Genomic DNA, 19896 nt, shown 5'->3' on the forward strand with positions numbered 1-19896 from the left:
TCAGATTGTTTGGGTGTTATATGGTCAAGCCTCACGGGCAATTAGTACTGGTTAGCTCAACGCCTCACAACGCTTACACACCCAGCCTATCAACGTCGTAGTCTTCGACGGCCCTTCAGGGGAATCAAGTTCCCAGTGAGATCTCATCTTGAGGCAAGTTTCCCGCTTAGATGCTTTCAGCGGTTATCTTTTCCGAACATAGCTACCCGGCAATGCCACTGGCGTGACAACCGGAACACCAGAGGTTCGTCCACTCCGGTCCTCTCGTACTAGGAGCAGCCCCTCTCAAATCTCAAACGTCCACGGCAGATAGGGACCGAACTGTCTCACGACGTTCTAAACCCAGCTCGCGTACCACTTTAAATGGCGAACAGCCATACCCTTGGGACCGGCTTCAGCCCCAGGATGTGATGAGCCGACATCGAGGTGCCAAACACCGCCGTCGATATGAACTCTTGGGCGGTATCAGCCTGTTATCCCCGGAGTACCTTTTATCCGTTGAGCGATGGCCCTTCCATACAGAACCACCGGATCACTAAGACCTACTTTCGTACCTGCTCGACGTGTCTGTCTCGCAGTCAAGCGCGCTTTTGCCTTTATACTCTGCGACCGATTTCCGACCGGTCTGAGCGCACCTTCGTACTCCTCCGTTACTCTTTAGGAGGAGACCGCCCCAGTCAAACTGCCCACCATACACTGTCCTCGATCCGGATCACGGACCAGAGTTAGAACCTCAAGCATGCCAGGGTGGTATTTCAAGGATGGCTCCACGCGAACTGGCGTCCACGCTTCAAAGCCTCCCACCTATCCTACACAAGCAGGCTCAAAGTCCAGTGCAAAGCTACAGTAAAGGTTCACGGGGTCTTTCCGTCTAGCCGCGGATACACTGCATCTTCACAGCGATTTCAATTTCACTGAGTCTCGGGTGGAGACAGCGCCGCCATCGTTACGCCATTCGTGCAGGTCGGAACTTACCCGACAAGGAATTTCGCTACCTTAGGACCGTTATAGTTACGGCCGCCGTTTACCGGGGCTTCGATCAAGAGCTTCGCTTGCGCTAACCCCATCAATTAACCTTCCGGCACCGGGCAGGCGTCACACCCTATACGTCCACTTTCGTGTTTGCAGAGTGCTGTGTTTTTAATAAACAGTCGCAGCGGCCTGGTATCTTCGACCAGCCAGAGCTTACGGAGTAAATCCTTCACCCTAGCCGGCGCACCTTCTCCCGAAGTTACGGTGCCATTTTGCCTAGTTCCTTCACCCGAGTTCTCTCAAGCGCCTTGGTATTCTCTACCCGACCACCTGTGTCGGTTTGGGGTACGGTTCCTGGTTACCTGAAGCTTAGAAGCTTTTCTTGGAAGCATGGCATCAACCACTTCGTCATCTAAAAGACGACTCGTCATCAGCTCTCGGCCTTGAAACCCCGGATTTACCTAAGATTTCAGCCTACCACCTTAAACTTGGACAACCAACGCCAAGCTGGCCTAGCCTTCTCCGTCCCTCCATCGCAGTAACCAGAAGTACAGGAATATTAACCTGTTTCCCATCGACTACGCTTTTCAGCCTCGCCTTAGGAACCGACTAACCCTGCGTCGATTAACGTTGCGCAGGAACCCTTGGTCTTTCGGCGTGGGTGTTTTTCACACCCATTGTCGTTACTCATGTCAGCATTCGCACTTCTGATACCTCCAGCAAGCTTCTCAACTCACCTTCACAGGCTTACAGAACGCTCCTCTACCGCGTCACTTGCGTGACACCCGCAGCTTCGGTGTGTGGTTTGAGCCCCGTTACATCTTCCGCGCAGGCCGACTCGACTAGTGAGCTATTACGCTTTCTTTAAAGGATGGCTGCTTCTAAGCCAACCTCCTAGCTGTCTAAGCCTTCCCACATCGTTTACCACTTAACCACAACTTTGGGACCTTAGCTGGCGGTCTGGGTTGTTTCCCTTTTCACGACGGACGTTAGCACCCGCCGTGTGTCTCCCATGCTCGGCACTTCTGGGTATTCGGAGTTTGCATCGGTTTGGTAAGTCGGGATGACCCCCTAGCCGAAACAGTGCTCTACCCCCCAGAGTGATACATGAGGCGCTACCTAAATAGCTTTCGAGGAGAACCAGCTATCTCCGAGCTTGATTAGCCTTTCACTCCGATCCACAAGTCATCCCCTACCTTTTCAACGGGAGTGGGTTCGGTCCTCCAGTCAGTGTTACCTAACCTTCAACCTGCTCATGGATAGATCGCCCGGTTTCGGGTCTATACCCAGCGACTAAACGCCCTATTAAGACTCGCTTTCGCTACGCCTACCCTATACGGTTAAGCTTGCCACTGAATATAAGTCGCTGACCCATTATACAAAAGGTACGCAGTCACCTAACAAGTAGGCTCCCACTGCTTGTACGCATACGGTTTCAGGTTCTATTTCACTCCCCTCTCCGGGGTTCTTTTCGCCTTTCCCTCACGGTACTGGTTCACTATCGGTCAGTCAGTAGTATTTAGCCTTGGAGGATGGTCCCCCCATGTTCAGACAAAGTTTCTCGTGCTCCGTCCTACTCGATTTCACTTCAAAGATCCTTTCGCGTACGGGGCTATCACCCACTATGGCCGCACTTTCCAGAGCGTTCCGCTAAAATCAATGAAGCTTAAGGGCTAATCCCCGTTCGCTCGCCACTACTAAGGGAATCTCGGTTGATTTCTTTTCCTCAGGGTACTTAGATGTTTCAGTTCCCCTGGTTCGCCTCTTGCACCTATGGATTCAGTACAAGATACCTAGGTTATCCTAGGTGGGTTCCCCCATTCAGAGATCTCCGGATCAAAGTCTGTTTGCCGACTCCCCGAAGCTTTTCGCAGGCTACCACGTCTTTCATCGCCTCTGACTGCCAAGGCATCCACCGTATGCGCTTCTTCACTTGACCATATAACCCCAAGCAATCTGGTTATACTGTGAAGACGACATTCGCCGAAAATTCGCGCTTGAACTCGCAAATTTTACCTTGACTTGAATGATCACCAGTGAAAGAGATCATTCAGTCTTACTTCTATCACATACCCGAATTTTTAAAGAACAGTTCTGGTGCAAAGACCAGAAATCAATGTTCATTCACGAACATTCATTTCTGAGCTTTCGACGATTGTTTTAGATGGTGGAGCCAAGGAGGATCGAACTCCTGACCTCCTGCGTGCAAAGCAGGCGCTCTCCCAGCTGAGCTATGGCCCCGTATCGGATCACGCAGCACACCAACAATTGGTGGGTCTGGGCAGATTCGAACTGCCGACCTCACCCTTATCAGGGGTGCGCTCTAACCAACTGAGCTACAGACCCAATCGTCTAACCAGTGAATCAAGCAATTCGTGTGGGAGCTTATGAAGAAGCTGAGATCTTCGATTAAGGAGGTGATCCAGCCGCAGGTTCCCCTACGGCTACCTTGTTACGACTTCACCCCAGTCATGAATCACTCCGTGGTAACCGTCCCCCTTGCGGTTAGACTAGCTACTTCTGGAGCAACCCACTCCCATGGTGTGACGGGCGGTGTGTACAAGGCCCGGGAACGTATTCACCGTGACATTCTGATTCACGATTACTAGCGATTCCGACTTCACGCAGTCGAGTTGCAGACTGCGATCCGGACTACGATCGGTTTTATGGGATTAGCTCCACCTCGCGGCTTGGCAACCCTTTGTACCGACCATTGTAGCACGTGTGTAGCCCTGGCCGTAAGGGCCATGATGACTTGACGTCATCCCCACCTTCCTCCGGTTTGTCACCGGCAGTCTCCTTAGAGTGCCCACCCGAGGTGCTGGTAACTAAGGACAAGGGTTGCGCTCGTTACGGGACTTAACCCAACATCTCACGACACGAGCTGACGACAGCCATGCAGCACCTGTGTCTGAGTTCCCGAAGGCACCAATCCATCTCTGGAAAGTTCTCAGCATGTCAAGGCCAGGTAAGGTTCTTCGCGTTGCTTCGAATTAAACCACATGCTCCACCGCTTGTGCGGGCCCCCGTCAATTCATTTGAGTTTTAACCTTGCGGCCGTACTCCCCAGGCGGTCGACTTATCGCGTTAGCTGCGCCACTAAGATCTCAAGGATCCCAACGGCTAGTCGACATCGTTTACGGCGTGGACTACCAGGGTATCTAATCCTGTTTGCTCCCCACGCTTTCGCACCTCAGTGTCAGTATCAGTCCAGGTGGTCGCCTTCGCCACTGGTGTTCCTTCCTATATCTACGCATTTCACCGCTACACAGGAAATTCCACCACCCTCTACCGTACTCTAGCTCAGTAGTTTTGGATGCAGTTCCCAGGTTGAGCCCGGGGATTTCACATCCAACTTGCTGAACCACCTACGCGCGCTTTACGCCCAGTAATTCCGATTAACGCTTGCACCCTTCGTATTACCGCGGCTGCTGGCACGAAGTTAGCCGGTGCTTATTCTGTTGGTAACGTCAAAACAGCAAGGTATTAACTTACTGCCCTTCCTCCCAACTTAAAGTGCTTTACAATCCGAAGACCTTCTTCACACACGCGGCATGGCTGGATCAGGCTTTCGCCCATTGTCCAATATTCCCCACTGCTGCCTCCCGTAGGAGTCTGGACCGTGTCTCAGTTCCAGTGTGACTGATCATCCTCTCAGACCAGTTACGGATCGTCGCCTTGGTAGGCCTTTACCCCACCAACTAGCTAATCCGACCTAGGCTCATCTGATAGCGTGAGGTCCGAAGATCCCCCACTTTCTCCCTCAGGACGTATGCGGTATTAGCGCCCGTTTCCGGACGTTATCCCCCACTACCAGGCAGATTCCTAGGCATTACTCACCCGTCCGCCGCTGAATCCAGGAGCAAGCTCCCTTCATCCGCTCGACTTGCATGTGTTAGGCCTGCCGCCAGCGTTCAATCTGAGCCATGATCAAACTCTTCAGTTCAATACTGCTTGGGTTTTGAGAAAACCCTAAACTTGGCTCAGCAATCGCATTCTCTTAAAAAGAGATAAAACTCTCGAATTCACGAGTGTTACTTGCGTTGCTGATAATCTTGCGATCACCAGTCTTACATCACAAGCACCCACACGAATTGCTTGATTCGACTTGTTAAAGAGCAGTTGGTCAAGGCTTTCGTCTCAACCGAGGCCGCGCATTCTACAGCAACCTCTCGTTCCGTCAAGCGTTATTTTCGAAAATTTTCTTTTCTACTCAACCGCTTGCGCCGACCTTCAAACCATCTTCCGATCAGCGGGAGGCGCATTCTACAGCGTTCAAATTCGCTGTCAAGCACCTCGGTGAAGCTTCGTTTCGAACCCCTTTCGGGACCGAACCGCTGCGGCGGACAACCTGCCGGAGCGCTTCACCACCCCTGGGAGAGAATCCGTAAATCCTTGATTTTCAAGCATTTACTCTTCGTCGTCGCCGGGAGTGGTGCGCATTATAGGGAGATAGAAACTGGCGTCAACACTTATTTGAAACTTTTTAACCCAAAGGTCAGGAAGCCCAGAGGACGCCCCATTCCTCCTTTATAGGCTGGCTTGCCCCGCCCTCTCCTTCTGTTGCCTCATATAAGGAATGCGAGCCACGGCTCCGCCGCTTTCGACGAGTGTTCCATGCGCCTCATACATACCTCCGACTGGCACCTGGGCCAGACCCTGCACGGCCAGGACCGCGATCATGAGCATGCGCGCTTCCTCGACTGGCTGCTGCGCCAGCTGGAAGAGCAGCGCGCCGATGTCCTGCTGATCGCGGGCGATATCTTCGACACGATCAATCCACCGCTCAAAGCCCAGGAGCGCCTCTACGACTTCATCGTCAGCGCCCATCGGCGGCTGCCGCGGCTGGAGATCGTGATGATCGCAGGCAACCACGACTCCGGCGCGCGCATCGAACTGCCCGCTCCGCTGATGAAACGACTGAACGCCCATGCCATCGGCCGGATCGGCTGGATAGACGAAAGCCTCGATAGCGATCGCCTGCTGCTGCCCCTGCACGACGCGGATGGCCAGGTCGCCGCCTGGTGCCTGGCCCTGCCCTTCCTGCGTCCCGCCGAAGTCACCGGAGGCGGGCTCGGCGACGATTACCTGGCCGGTATCCGCCAGGTGCACGAACGCCTGGTTGCCGCCGCGCACGCCCGTCGCACGCCGGGACAGGCACTGGTCGCCGTCAGCCACGCACACATGGCCGGCGGCTCGGTTTCCGAAGACTCCGAGCGAAACCTGATCATCGGCAACGTCGAAGCGCTGCCCGCCAGCCTGTTTCCGGAGCAGATCGCCTACGTAGCCCTCGGTCATCTGCACAAGCCACAGAAAGTCGCCGGACAGGAGCGCATTCGCTATAGCGGCTCGCCGCTGCCGCTGTCCTTCGCCGAAGTGAACTATCGCCACCAGGTCCTCCTCGTCACCCTGGAAGGTGAGCGCCTGAAGGATGTACAGAGTCTTCCGGTGCCACGCGCGGTGGAACTGTTGCGCATCGGCCCCGCGCCTCTTGGCGAGGTGCTCGATCGAATCGGCGAACTGGCCGAGGCCGACCTGCTGAACGAACAGCGGCCCTGGCTGGAAGTCCGCGTCATGCTGGATCAGCCGCAACCGGACCTGCGCCAGCAGGTCGAGAGCGCCCTGCTGGGCAAGGCTTGCCGTCTGGTGCGCATCGCCAGCGAGTACCAGCGCCGCGACGAAGAGCAGGCGCCGCTGCTCGGGCTCGACCAACTCAACCCCCAGGAACTGTTCAGCCGCGCCTGGGAAAGCGCCTATGGCTCCGGCCCGGATGCGCAGGCGCTGGATGACTTCGCCAGCCTGCTGCAAAGCGTCGAACTGGCCACCGAAGAGCCCCCGGGGAAATAAGCCGTTCCATGAAGATTCTCGCCATCCGCCTGAAGAACCTCGCCTCCCTCGCTGGCGAGCAGGAAATCGACTTCACCCGCGAACCGCTGTCCAGCGCCGGCCTGTTCGCCATCACCGGTCCGACCGGCGCCGGCAAGAGCACCGTGCTGGACGCCCTGTGCCTGGCCCTGTTCGGCAGCACGCCGCGGCTGGAAAGCACTTCGGCCAGCAGCAAGGTTCCCGATGGCCGGAACGAGCTGTCCAGCAACGACGAACGCAACCTGCTGCGCCGCGGTTGCGCCAGCGGCTACGCCGAAGTGGATTTCGTCGGCATCGACGGCCACCGCTATCGCGCCCGCTGGGAAACCCGGCGCTCCCGGGACAAGGCGGACGGCGCCTTGCAAAAGAGCCAGCAGAGCCTCCAGGACCTGGAGACCCAGCAAATGCTGGCAGCGAACAAGAAAAGCGAGTTCCGCGAACAGCTGGAGCAGAAGCTCGGCCTCAATTTCGCCCAGTTCACTCGCGCCGTGCTGCTGGCCCAGAGCGAATTCAGCGCCTTCCTCAAGGCCAGCGACAACGACCGCGGCGCATTGCTGGAGAAACTCACCGACACCGGCCTGTACAGCCAATTGAGCAAAGCCGCCTATCAGCGCGCCAGCCAGGCCGACGAGCAGCGCAAGCAACTCGAGCAACGCCTGGAAGGCAGCCTGCCCCTGGCCGAGCAGGCCCGGGCCGGGCTCGAGGCGGCGCTGGAATCCCACGCCCAGGCGCGTCTCCAGGAGCAACAGGCACTGCAACGTCTGGAAGGCCAGCAACAATGGTTCACCGAGGAGCAGCGGCTGCTGCAATCCTGCGAGCACGCACAAGGTCAACTGGCCGAGGCCAGGCAGGCCTGGGACGCCCTGGCGACGGAGCGGGAAACCCTGCAATGGCTGGAGCGCCTGGCTCCGGTTCGCGGTCTGATCGAACGCCTGAAGCAACTCGAGCAGGAACTCCGGCACTCCGAGCAGCAGCAGCGGCAGCGCACCGAGCAGCAAGCCGCGGGTGCCGAGCGCTTGCAAGGATTGCAGGCCCGCTTGCAGGAGGCGCGCGAGCGCCAGGCCCAGGCCGACAACCATCTGCGTCAGGCCCAGGCGCCGTTGCGCGAGGCTTTCCAGCTGGAGAGCGAGGCCAGGCGCCTGGAGCGAACGCTGGCCGAGCGACAGGAACTCCATCGGCAATCGAACCAGCGCCACGCCCAGCAAAGCGACGCCGCTCGGCAACTGGATATGGAGCAGCAGCGCCATGTCGCGGAACAGGCGCAACTGCAGGCGGCATTGCGCGACAGCCAGGCTCTCGCCGCGCTCGGCGACGCCTGGGCGACCCACCAGGGCCAGCTCGCCGCCTTCGTGCAACGTCGCCAGCGCGCGCTCGAAAGCCAGGCGCAGCTCCCCGAGCTGGAAAAATCCCTGGCCCAGGCTGGGGAACCGCTCGAACGCTTGCAGGCGCAATGGACCGCCCTCCATGGCAGCGAGCCGGACGACCTGGCGGCACGCCTGGACGAATTGCGCCGGCAGACTGATAGCCTGGAACGACAACAAGCGCTCCACAAGGAATGGCAACAGGCCCTCGACCAACGCACCGGCCTGGCTCGACGCCTGGGCGAACTCGACCAGCGTATGGTCGAGCAGGAGCAGGCATTGCTCGACCTGAAACGACAAGGCAGCCAATGCGCCGAGGAGGTGAAGGCGGCGGAGCAGGCCCTGCAGGTCACCCGCGAGTTGCTCCAGCGCCAACGTCTGGCCCGCAGCGCCAGCGTCGAGCAACTGCGCGCCGGCCTGGTGGACGGCGAGGCCTGTCCGGTCTGCGGCAGCCAGGAGCATCCCTATCACCATTCCGAGCAACTGCTCGCCGCCCTCGGTGAACACGACGACCAGGAGCAGGTCCGCGCCGAGCAGTCCCTCGAGCGGCTGCGACAGACCCTGGTCGGTCTGCGCGAGGGCTATTCCAGCCAGCGGGAAAGACTCAACCAGAGTCGCCAGGAGCAGCAGGAACTGACTGGCCAACTGGCCGCGCTCGATCGGCAACTGGACCAATGGACGCTGCCGGAAGAACTGCGACTCCTGCAGCCGTCCGCGCAGTTGGAGTGGCTGGCACAACGCCTGGACGACCTGGCAGGGCAGCGCCAGCAGTGCCAACGAGACTTCGACCGGCTGATCGCCCGCCAGCGCCAGACCCAGCAATTGCAGCAGGAACTGCGGGCCGCCGAGACGATCCTGCAACAGCGCCAGCAGGCGCTGACGGAACAACGGCAGCGCTACGAACATTTGCAGCAGCAGGTCGAGGAGGACAGCCAGCAATTGCGTCCATTGCTCTCCGACGAGCACTGGCAGCGCTGGCAGGCAGATCCGCTGCGGACTTTCCAGGCACTCGGCGAGTCCATCGAGCAACGCCGGCAGCAACAGGCGCGGCTTCAGCAAATCGAACAGCGTCTGCAGGAGCTCAAGCAGCGCTGCGATGAATCGAGCTGGCAACTGAAGCAAAGCGACGAGCAACGCAACGAAGCCCGTCAGGCAGAGGAAAGGGCCCAGGCGGAACTCGCCGAACTGAACGGACGCCTCGGCGCTCACCTGGGCCAGCACGCCTGCGCCCAGGACTGGCAGCTATCGCTGGAGCACGCCGCGCAAGCGGCGCAGAGCGCCGTCGAGACGCTCCAGGCGCCCCTGGATTCGCTGCGCGAGGAACAACTGCGACTCGCCGAAGCCCTGGAACACCTGCAGCAGCAACGGCAGCGCCAACAGGATGAGTTCCAGCGCCTTCAGGCCGACTGGCAGGCCTGGCGCGAACGCCAGGACAACCTCGACGACAGCCGCCTCGACGCCCTGCTCGGCCTTTCCGAGGAACAGGCGACGCAATGGCGGGAGCAATTGCAGCGACTGCAAGAGGAGATCACCCGCCAGCAGACGCTGGAAGCAGAGCGCCAGGCGCAACTGCTCCAGCATCGCCGGCAGCGGCCGGAAACCGACCGCGAGGCGCTGGAAGACAACCTGCGGCAACAGCGCGAACGCCTGGCCGCCAGCGAACAGGCCTACCTGGATACCTACAGCCAGTTGCAGGCCGACAACCAGCGCCGCGAGCAGAGCCAGGCGCTGCTTGCCGAACTGGAGCGAGCCCGCGCCGAGTTCCGCAGATGGGGCCGCCTGAACGAACTGATCGGTTCGTCCAGCGGCGACAAGTTCCGCCGCATCGCCCAGGGCTACAACCTCGACCTGCTGGTGCAGCACAGCAACGTGCAGTTGCGCCAGTTGGCGCGGCGCTACCGCCTGCAGCGCGGCGGCAGCGAACTGGGCCTGCTGGTGGTGGACACCGAGATGGGCGACGAACTGCGCTCGGTGTATTCGCTCTCCGGCGGCGAGACCTTCCTGATTTCCCTGGCCCTGGCGCTCGGCCTGGCCTCGATGGCATCGAGCAAGCTGCGCATCGAGTCGCTGTTCATCGACGAAGGCTTCGGCAGCCTCGACCCGGAATCCCTGCAACTGGCGATGGATGCCCTGGACAACCTGCAGGCCCAGGGGCGCAAGGTGGCGGTGATTTCCCACGTCCAGGAAATGCACGAACGGATCCCGGTCCAGGTGCGGGTCCAGCGCGAGGGCAACGGCATGAGCAGCCTGAAGGTGGTCGGCTGAGCCGACCGCCCAGGCGGCACGTCAGAACGGCAGCTCGGTCTGTTCACCCGGAGCATGCGGCGGCTGCTCTTCCCTTTCCGGCCGCAGATGCAGCATCAGCCCGCTGAGCCGGCGCACCTTGCGCCGCACTGCTTCCTCGAACACCCCGGGCAGGCTTTCCACCAGGCTGAACCAGTCGCGGGCGCGGGTGATACCGGTGTACACCAGCTCCTTGGTCAGCACCGGGTTCAGCGCGTCCGGCAGGACCAGCGCGGTATGGGCGAACTCCGAACCCTGCGACTTGTGCACGGTCATGGCGAACACGGTGTCCACCTCGACCAGGCGGCTCGGCAGGACGAAGCGCACGCCGCCGCTACCGTCGTTGCGCGGGAAGGCCACGCGCAGCGCGAAGCGCAGGCTGCCGTCGTCGTTGCGCTCGGGCAGGCGCAGGGCGATGCCGATATCGCCGTTCATCAGCCCCAGGCTGTAGTCGTTGCGCGTCACCAGTACCGGCCGCCCCTCGTACCAGCCGTGATCGGCCTCGATCAGGCCAAGGCGCAGCAGTTCTGCCGCTACCCGCTGGTTCAGTCCTTCCACGCCCCATGGGCCGCGGCGCAGCGCGCAGAGCAGGCGGAAGGCGTCGAAAGCCGTCAGTACCGACTGCGCCCAGCGCTCCCAGGCGCCATCCTCCAGCGCCAGTCCGGCGGCCGGGCGGCCCTCGGCCAGGCGTTGCAGGTAGTGCCGGTAGCCGTACGGCGTGCCCGGCGCCTGCGGATGACCGTCGACGAACAGCCGGGCGAAGGCTGCATCGCGCTCCCCGCGCAGGCGCAGGTCGAAGAGGTCGGCGGGCGGACTGTCCAGCAGCGCGCGCGCGTCGCCGGCCTGTTGCCGGTTGACCAACCGCGCCAGGCGCCCGATCCCGCTGCTCGCGCCGAAGCGCCGGGAATGCCGCAGCATGACGGTCTGTTGCGCCAGCGGATGCGCCTGCGCCGAACCTTCGCGCAAGCCCTGCCAGGTTTCGCCGCTGACCCGCTGCAACCAGGCGCGGGTCTCGGCGCTGTACCAGCCCTCCTCGGCATCCCGGCAGAGATCGCCGAGCACCGCGCCGGCCTCTACCGAGGCCAACTGGTCCTTGTCGCCGAGCAGGATCAGGCGCGCCTGCGGCGGTAGCGCATCGAGCAGGCTGGCCATCATTTCCAGGTCGATCATCGAGGCCTCATCCACCACCAGCACGTCCAGCGCCAAAGGGTTGTCCCGGTGGTGGCGGAAGTGCCGGGTATCCGGACGGCTGCCAAGCAGACGGTGCAGGGTAGTGACCTCGGCGGGGATCGCCTGCAACACGTCTTCCGCCAGCGGCAGGGCCCGGACCTGCTGGCCGATGGATTCGGAGAGACGCGCCGCGGCCTTGCCGGTGGGCGCCGCGAGGCGGATGCGCAGCGGCTGGCCGGCGGCTACCGCCGGTGCCTGGAGCAGACCGAGCAGGCGCACCACGGTGGTGGTCTTGCCGGTACCGGGACCGCCGGTGATCAGGCTGAAATAGCCGCGGGCCGCCAGGGCGCAGGCCAGCTTCTGCCAGTCGGTGACGCGCTGGCCGTCTTCCGTAGGCGCCTGCGCGAACAGCGCGGCCAGGCGCGGCGCCAGGTCTGCGGCCAGGGGCGCCTGCCGACCCAGGCGCTCGCGCAGGGCCAGGGCGATCTCCAACTCGTGCCGCCAATAACGACGCAGGTAGAGACGCTGGGCGCAAAGCACCAGCGGCGAGGTCGCCGTCTCGCTCGGCTCGGGATCGCCTGGGCGCTCGTCGACCACCTCCACCAGCGGTGACGCCGCCAGGGCCTCGCGCCAGGCGTCGAGGCGCACGCCGTGCAGCAGTTGCGACGGCAACAGCACATCGCGGCCTTCGTCGCCTTCCGGCGGCAGCGACAGTGCCGCGTCGGGCGCGCCGAGGGTCGCCTCCAGGTCCAGGCAGACGTGACCGTGGCCCAGTTGGTGGCTGGTCAGCGCCGCCGCCAGCAGCACCCGGGGATCGGCCTGCGGCTGCAACTCGACGAGGAAGGCGACGAACGCCCGGTCCAGCGCCCGTAGCCAGCCGCGCGCCACCCACAGGTCGAGCTGGCGCAGCAGGTCGTGGCGTGCCGCCAGCGGTTGCGCTACCTGGTCGTCGCGGCCATCGCGGACTTCGCCGGCCAGTTGCTTGAGGGTCGGATTCATCGCTCGGCTCCCGGCTGGCCGCTGAACAGCGCGTCCAGGCGTTCGATCAGTTCCCGCGGCGGGCGCTCGAAGTGCAGGCCCTGGGTCGCCGCGCGGGCGCCGCGGAGGAACAGGTACACGGCGCCGCCCATGTGGCGGTCGTAGTCGTAGTCGGGCAGGCGCGCCTTCAACTGCCGGTGCAGGGCCAGCAGGTACAACACGTACTGCAGGTCATAACGGTTCTCCAGCACCGCGGCGGTCATCGCTTCCGGGCTGTAGGCGCCGTCGTCGGCGCCCAGCCAGTTGGACTTGTAGTCGGCCACGTAGAAACGCCCCTGGTGCTCGAAGACCAGGTCGACGAAGCCCTTGAACATGCCGTTCAGCAGGGTCGGCGCCAGCGCCGGACGCGCCGCGCCGCCGAGGGTATGGCGCCGGACCAGGGCGTCGATCGCCTCGGCCTGGACCTGGTGGGTGGCGAACCAGAACTCCATTTCCACCTGGTAGGCGACCAGCCCGGCCAGGCTGGTTTCGCCACCGGGCCAGCGCAGCGGTTCGGCGAGATACTGCTCCAGCCACAGGTCGAGCGGTTCGGCCCAGTCCTTCCAGCCACGCAGATCGCAGCGTCGCGCGACCAGTTCGCGGCGCCGCTGGGCATCGGCGCGCGCCACCTCGAAGCCTTCGCGGCCGGCCCATTCGAGCAGCCCGTGGAGGAAGGTGCCGGGAGCCGGTCCGCGCGGGAAGCGATGCAGGTCGTCGCGCATCTCGCTGGCGTGCGCGACCGGCGGCTGTTCGGCGGAACGGCCTTCTTCGTGGAAGGTGGCTTCCTCGGCGCTGATCGGCTCCTGCGATTCGTCGCTCTCCAACACCTCGTCATCGTCCAGCCCGGCGGAGGCCTGCAATTGCAGGCCGGAATAGCTGGCGACCCACCACTTCTCGCGGCTGCTGCGGCGGGTTTCGCGGGCCTGCCCAAGGCCCTGGCCGCGCCCTGCGACATAGCGTTCGGCGTCCGCCTCGGGGGCCGGCTCGACGACAATCTCCCGGCACTCGCCGCGCAACGCGGCGAGGCATTGTCCGAGGCCATCGCTGCCGATGGTCGCGCCGCCGGCAAGCAGGTAGCCCAGGGCCCCCTTGTGCAACTCCGGCGACTTGCTGTTGCTCGCCACCAGCGGCGCGATGCCCAGCCACACCGAATGGCGGGCGCGGGTCAGGGCCACGTAGAGCAGGCGCATGTCTTCGCCGAGGCGCTCGTCGTTGGCCTGCTCGTAGGCCCGCGCAGCCTGCTCCTTGCGCCGCGCCAGCTCGATGACCCGCCCTGCAGCGCCATCCTCGTGGAAACTCGCCGGCGCGCCGCTGTTGCCGTCCAGCTCCCTCCAGCTGCAGATGAAGGGCAGCAGCACCAAGGGGTATTCCAGCCCCTTGGACTTGTGGATGGTCACCACCTTGATCAGGTCGGCGTCGCTTTCCAGGCGGAGGATCTCTTCGCTCCCCGGACTCTGCACCTGCTCGGCCAGATGGCGGATCAGCGCGTGCTCACCGTCCAGCTCCACCGCCGCGCGCTGCAGCCACTCGGCCAGGTGCAGCAGGTTGGTCAGGCTGCGCTCGCCATCGGCATGCCGCAGCAGGCGCGCCGGCAGTTCGAAGTCGGCGAGCAGGCGCCGCAGCATCGGCAATACGCCCTGGGCCTGCCAGGACCGGCGATAGTCGCGGAAGCGCAGGACCATCCGTTCCCAGAACAGTTCGTCCTGGTTCAATCGTTCCAGGGTCGCCCAGTCCAGGTGCAGGCTGCGGGTAGCCAGGGCGACCCGCAGCAGCGTATCGGCACCGGGATCGGCGCAGGCGCGCAGCCAGTGCAGCAGGTCGATGGCCTCCTGGCTGTCGAACACCGAGTCGCGGTCGGACAGGTAGACGCTGGCCAGTCGTCGCGCCGCCAACGCGCTGCGGATCGCCTCGGCCTCGGCGCGACCGCGGACGAGGATGGCGATATCCGCCGGGCGCAACGCCCGCCAGCCGCCCTGCTCGTCGGCGAAGCCGGCGCGGCCCAGGTCGGCCAGGCTCAGCCAGCGGCGGATGGCGCTGGCGCTGCGCTCGGCCATTTCCTGGCGATACGCCGCGGAGCCGAGCACGCCGGCTTCGACATCAAGGTTCCAGAACGTCATCGCTGGCGCCTCGGCACCGTCGATCAACAAACGTTCGGCGCGCCCCTGGGCGTCCACCGCATGGAACGGCACCGGGTTTTCCAGCCCCTCGCGGGCGAAACGGAAGGCGCCGCGCGGATGCTCTTCGGCGAAGGCGAAGCAGCGGTTGGCGGCCGCCACCATAGCGGCGGTCGAGCGGAAGTTCTTGCCAAGGGTGTAATGCCGCCCGCGAGTGGCCTCGCGGGCGCGCAGGTAGGTATGGATGTCGGCACCGCGGAAGGCGTAGATCGCCTGCTTGGGGTCGCCGATCATGAACAGGCCGGTTTCCCGCGCCTGGGGCTCGTCGGGATCGGCGGCGATCCGGTAGATGCGCTCGAAGATCCGGTACTGCACCGGGTCGGTATCCTGGAACTCGTCGATCAGCGCCACCGGGAACTGCTCGCGGATCAATTGCGCCAGGCGCTCGCCACCAGGCCCCTGCAAGGCGCGGTCGAGGCGGCTGAGCAGGTCGTCGAAGCCGATCTCGGCACGCCGCTGCTTCTCGATCTCCAGTTCGTGCCCGACTTCGCCCAACGCGTGCAACAACAGGTGGGGAGCGAGATCGGGACGCTCTTCCTGATGCGCGGCCCAGGCGTCGATGGCCCTTAGCGCGGCATGCTTGGGCGCCACGCGCTTGGCGGTGAGCTTGATCCGGGTCTGGCCGAACTTGCCGAGGTTGGCCGGCTGCTCGCCGCCCTCGCTCCAGTCCGCCAACGCTTGCAGCCAGGCGTCGAAGGTCTCGTCGCTGTCCTTGCCGCGATAGCTGTTGCCGTTCAGGTAGGGACGCAGGTCGCGCAGCAGCGCTTCCAGTTCGACGCGCGCTGCGCGCCAGGCGGCGCGGGCCTGCGCGTCCAGTTGGTCGAGCTGGCGATACCAGTCGCCGCCCTGCTCCAGCAAGGCTGTCAGTGACTCGGGCGCACTCAGCGCCTGGTCGGCGTAGCGGAAGTCGGCGTCCTGCCGCGCCAGCAGCGGCTGCAAGGCCTTGCCCAGCGCCTCCGGCCCGCTGTAGCAACTGGCCACGGCTTGCGCCGCCGGAGCCGTCAGGCCGTAGAAGTTACGCCGCCAGTAGTCCCGTACCACTTCGGCGAGCAATTCGCTCTGGTCGGTTTCCAGGTTCTGGGTGAACAGGCTGCCGCTGTCGAAGGCGTGCTCGCGCAGCATCCGGTAGCACCAACTGTGGATGGTCGATACCGCGGCCTCGTCCATCCACTCCGCGGCCAGGCGCAGCAGGCGCGCGCAGCCCGGCCAGCGCTCGGCGGGATACTGCTGGCGCAACGCGACCAGCAGGCCGTCGTGGCGCTCCTGCGGCTCGGCGAAACAACGCGCCGCTTCGCCCAGGCGGCTGCGGATACGCTCGCGGAGTTCCTGGGTCGCCGCATCGGTGAAGGTCACCACGAGGATTTCCGGCGGGCTCAGCGGCCGGCCGAAAGCGTTCTCGCCGCCATGGTCGAGGACCAGGCGTACGTATAGCAGGGCGATGGTGAACGTCTTGCCGGTACCGGCGCTGGCCTCGATCAGGCGGCTGCCGTGCAACGGGAAGTCCAGCGGATCGAGGGCCACGGGCATCTGCTGCTGGCTCATGCCTGCTCCTCCGCGCCACGTCCCAGGGCAGCCAGCAGCGGCGCGTAGAGCTGCTCGGCCCAGTGCGCGAACTCACCGCTGGCGAGCAGCCTGTCGAAGTCCGGATAGACCCGAGCCAGCGTCGGCGAGGCGTCCACCTCGCCCCCCATGCCGAACCCTCCCTCGTAGCGCTTGCGCGCCTCGCGCATGGCTTTCTCGGGCTCTGCGGCGCCACCACTGGCGAGCCAGGCGAAAGCGGTCCGGCAGGCCACCGGCAACGGCTGGCGCATGCCCTGGCGCCAGGCGTCGATCAACTGGTCGAGGTACTCGCCGGCACGCTCGCTCGGCAACGGCGGAATCTCCAGGGTGCCGGTCTGGCTCACCAGCACGCTGCTCACCGGCTGGCCGAGACGTTGCAGGGCGAGGTGCTGCAACCAGTGGCGCACCAGGCTGTGCCACTTGAAGCCGCGCCCTTCATGGAGCTTGCCGCTGAGCAACTGCAGGCGCGCCAGGCGCCCGGAAGCGTCGCGACGCAAGCCGCCGAGCCAGTCCTCCAGCTCCAGCCCGGACGGATGGCGATGGCGCAACTCCTGCTGCTGCTCGACCGCCTCCGGCCAGCGCTCGATTTCCTGGCGGTAGCGCCAGAGCAGGTCGGGCAGCGGTTGCAGCAAATGGCGCGCGGAGAACTCGCCGAACGCCGCCAGCGGCAGGCGACCCTGTCGCCGCAGTCGCTCGACCTGGGCCTGCAACTGCGCCGGCAGGCCCTCGGCATCCCAGTCCCGCTCGACCCAGCGCTTCATGCGTTCGGTCAGCTCGAATTGCAGCTTCCAGTTGTCCAGCGCGTCCAGTTCGAAAGGTTCTTCGTCGTTGCCGGTCAATTGCTCGTCGTCGAAACGCACCTTGAGCCGCTGCTGGAAGAACGCATTCACCGGGTTGGCGAGGAACTCCGCCAGCGCTCGCAGCCCCAGTGCGCCCTCCAGTTCAAGCGGCGGCAGGGACGCTTCGGCGTCGGGAACGGCGATGTCGTCCTCGCTATGGACCTCGCGCCACTCGCGGGCGTAGGTGAACAGGCCATCGACGCCCTGCTCCGGCGCATCGTGAAAATACCGACGGCTGAACGGCTGCAGCGGATGCTCCTGGGTCAGGGCACGCAGCAGCGCCTCGCCGTCGCCGTCCGGGTCCAGACGCCAGCCGGCCGCCAGGTGATCGCGCAACTGGCCGATCAGCACCGAGGGCGGCCGCTCGCCATTGTCGCGGATACTCCGCCCCACCCAGCTCACGTAGAGCTGCTCGCGCGCCGAGAGCAGCGCCTCGAGCAGCAGGTAGCGGTCGTCCTCGCGCCGCGAGCGGTCGCCGGGGCGGTAGTCGTTGCGCATCAGGTCGAAATCCAGCGGCGACTGCTGGCGGGGGTAGTCGCCATCGTTCATGCCAAGCAGGCAGACCAGCCGGAACGGGATCGCGCGCATCGGCATCAACGTGCAGAAACTCACCGCGCCAGCCAGGAAGCGCTGGTTCAGGCCGCCCTGGTCCAGGCCGCCGAGCCAGGCCTCGCGTATCACGCTGATCGGCAGCGGCTCGGCGAAGGCCGCACAGGCGCAGTGTTCCTGCCAGCGCTCGAGCAGTTGCAGGAGCTGGGTGAGGAGCAGTTCGTCGCGCTCGTCGTGGGCCTCGAAGAACACCGTGAGCAGGGCTTGCAGGCGCTCGCCCCACTGCGCCGGGGTGGCCGGTTCGGCCAGCTCGGCGTAGGCCACCTCGAGGCGCTCCAGCAGCACAGCCAGCGGGCCTGCCAGGGCGGCGTCCAGGCCACCGACCTCATCGTAGGGCTGGATGCCTTGCAGGGCCGCGCCTTCGCCGACCGCGTAGCCGAGCAGCATGCGCCGCAGACCGAAGCGCCAACTGTTGCCCTCCAGTCCCGCTGGCAGGCCGAGACGCTCGCGCTGCGCGGCATCCAGCCCCCAGCGCACGCCGGCGCCTTCGATCCAGCGGTGCAGGGTCGCCAGGTCGGCCTCGTCGACGCCGAAACGCCGGCGCAATGCCGGGACGTCCAGCAGGTCGAGGATCTCGCTCACGGCGAAACGGCTGTCGGGCAGTTTCAGCAGGTGCTCCAGGGCGATCAGCAGCGGCTCGCGACCGCGCTGTCCCTGGTCGGCCAGGGTATAGGGAATGAAGCGCTGGTCGTCGCGCGGCACCTGGCCGAACACCGCCTCGATGTGCGGCGCGTAGGCGTTGATGTCGGGGACCATGACGATCACGTCGCGCGGCTTCAGGCTCGGATCGGCGTTGAAGCGGGCGAGCAACTGGTCGTGGAGGATCTCCACTTCGCGCTGCGCGCTGTGGGCCACATGGAAGCGGATCGAGGCGTCGCTCCGCGGCGCCACCGGCGGCCAGTGCTCGCGGGTTTCCGCCAACGGGCGCAGTTCGAGGATATCGTCCTGCAACTGGCCGAGCAGCCCGTGCGGGGCCTCCTCGCTGAACAGGTCGATGCGCCCGCCGTTGACCTCGCCGAACAGATTCCGATAGCTGTCCGGGTCGTCGTAGCTGTCGAGCAGGTTGATGTAGTCGCGGCCCTGCTTGCCCCAGGCCGCCAGCAACGGCTGGGCATGCTGGTGCTGGCGGTCCTCGTCGAGGTCGGCGGGGACGCCGGCGCGGCGCTGCTGGCGGCGGTACTCGTGGCGCAACAGGTCCTTGTCGGCGACGATGTCGGCCCAGTGGTGGCGACAGGGGTTGTGCACGCAGAGCAGCACCTGGCTGAACCTGGCCAGGGCGGCCAGCGCCTCGAGGGTCTGCGCCGGCATCGAGGAAATCCCGAACACCACTACTCGTCGCGGCAACGCGCGCGGCGCCGCGCTGGCGAAGCGCAGCGCCTCGATGAAGCGCCGGTGCACGCCGGAGCGGCTGCGGGCCAGGCTATCGGCACCGACGTCGGCGAGCAGCGCGCGCCACAATTCGGCCTGCCAGCGCTCGTCGGCACCGAGCGGGCGCGCCTGCCCGTTCGCCGTGCGCAACTGGTCGCGGCCCTGGCTCCAGTCGTCGAGCCAGTCGCCGCGATAGACCTGGTACTGGTCGAACAGGTCGGCCAGGCGCTCGGCCAGTTGATGACGCTTGCGCAGGTCGGCATCGTCGGCGAGGAAACGTTGCAGGGTGCGGAACTCGGGACGCTCCAGCAATCCGGGAAGCAGACGCATCAGGCGCCAGGTCAGCGGCGCCTTGTCCAATTCGGAAACCTCGGGAATGCTTTCGCGGCCCAGCACCGCGCGATAGGCCTGCCAGAGGAACTGCGCCGGCAACTGCACCTCCAGCGCCGCGGCGATGCCGCCACCGCCGCCACCGTCCTCGCGGGGATCTTCGGCCAATGCCAGCTTCAACCATTGGGCGATGCCGTTGCTGTGCACCAGGACCCGCTCGCTTTCCAGCGGCGCCAGCGGATAGCGGCGCATCCAGGAAACGGCGAGGTCGCGCAGGTCGTCCAGGCGATTGCCGTGGACGATCATGAATCCAGGCGTGAGGGCGGTGGTTCCCAAGGGTTCTGGCAT

5 protein-coding genes, 2 tRNA genes and 2 rRNA genes are annotated in these 19896 nt (G+C 64.3%); 2 read left to right on the top strand and 7 right to left on the bottom strand.

The window, feature by feature from the left end; genetic code table 11:
- Positions 1-20: 20 nt before the first annotated feature.
- The 4 genes from ACTJJX_RS31995 to ACTJJX_RS32010 all read right to left on the bottom strand — a co-directional run bounded on the left by ACTJJX_RS31995 (position 21) and on the right by ACTJJX_RS32010 (position 4918).
- A 23S ribosomal RNA gene (locus tag ACTJJX_RS31995) occupies positions 21-2911 on the bottom strand.
- Positions 2912-3137: 226 nt separating this feature from the next.
- A tRNA-Ala gene (locus ACTJJX_RS32000) sits at positions 3138-3213 on the bottom strand.
- Positions 3214-3241: 28 nt separating this feature from the next.
- Positions 3242-3318: transfer RNA gene (locus ACTJJX_RS32005), tRNA-Ile, on the bottom strand.
- A gap of 64 nt (positions 3319-3382) precedes the next feature.
- A 16S ribosomal RNA gene (locus ACTJJX_RS32010) occupies positions 3383-4918 on the bottom strand.
- The 16S and 23S rRNA genes sit together here with 2 tRNA genes alongside, the layout of an rRNA operon.
- 671 nt (positions 4919-5589) lie before the next feature.
- Here ACTJJX_RS32010 and ACTJJX_RS32015 point away from each other — a divergent pair.
- Together ACTJJX_RS32015 and ACTJJX_RS32020 are read left to right on the top strand one after the other, a co-directional pair.
- Positions 5590-6819, top strand: coding sequence for an exonuclease SbcCD subunit D C-terminal domain-containing protein (locus ACTJJX_RS32015; protein WP_003107018.1), 1230 nt, complete (start codon positions 5590-5592; stop codon positions 6817-6819).
- 8 nt (positions 6820-6827) lie between these two features.
- Positions 6828-10463 carry an AAA family ATPase gene (locus ACTJJX_RS32020; protein ID WP_016852082.1) on the top strand — a complete coding sequence of 1212 codons (3636 nt, stop codon included), beginning with the start codon at positions 6828-6830 and terminating at the stop codon, positions 10461-10463.
- Positions 10464-10484: 21 nt separating this feature from the next.
- On the opposite strand, the gene recD is transcribed toward ACTJJX_RS32020, so the two are convergent.
- Genes recD through recC form a run of 3 tightly spaced genes read right to left on the bottom strand, consistent with a single transcriptional unit; the run spans position 10485 to position 19896 of the window.
- On the bottom strand, positions 10485-12650 hold the full coding sequence (gene recD / locus ACTJJX_RS32025; protein WP_003123252.1) for an exodeoxyribonuclease V subunit alpha: 2166 nt from the start codon (positions 12648-12650) through the stop codon (positions 10485-10487).
- Positions 12647-16384, bottom strand: a complete 3738-nt coding sequence (gene recB, locus ACTJJX_RS32030; protein ID WP_016852083.1) for an exodeoxyribonuclease V subunit beta — start codon at positions 16382-16384, stop codon at positions 12647-12649. The genes recD and recB overlap by 4 nt, the downstream gene beginning before the upstream one ends.
- The gene (recC, locus tag ACTJJX_RS32035; RefSeq protein ID WP_016852084.1) at positions 16381-19896 is read right to left on the bottom strand and encodes an exodeoxyribonuclease V subunit gamma; all 3516 of its coding nucleotides are present in this window, start codon (positions 19894-19896) and stop codon (positions 16381-16383) included. The genes recB and recC overlap by 4 nt, the downstream gene beginning before the upstream one ends.

Origin of the sequence: Pseudomonas sp. 22490 (assembly GCF_052044465.1) — a bacterium.
Classification (GTDB): Bacteria; Pseudomonadota; Gammaproteobacteria; order Pseudomonadales; family Pseudomonadaceae; genus Pseudomonas; species Pseudomonas aeruginosa.

Excerpts from the sequence above, each read along its gene's own strand:
- recD (WP_003123252.1), bottom strand. The coding sequence starts at position 12,650 with ATGAATCCGACCCTCAAGCAACTGGCCGGCGAAGTCCGCGATGGCCGC.
- ACTJJX_RS32015 (WP_003107018.1), top strand. The coding sequence starts at position 5,590 with ATGCGCCTCATACATACCTCCGACTGGCACCTGGGCCAGACCCTGCAC.
- recB (WP_016852083.1), bottom strand. The coding sequence starts at position 16,384 with ATGAGCCAGCAGCAGATGCCCGTGGCCCTCGATCCGCTGGACTTCCCG.
- ACTJJX_RS32020 (WP_016852082.1), top strand. The coding sequence starts at position 6,828 with ATGAAGATTCTCGCCATCCGCCTGAAGAACCTCGCCTCCCTCGCTGGC.
- recC (WP_016852084.1), bottom strand. The coding sequence starts at position 19,896 with ATGCCAGAACCCTTGGGAACCACCGCCCTCACGCCTGGATTCATGATC.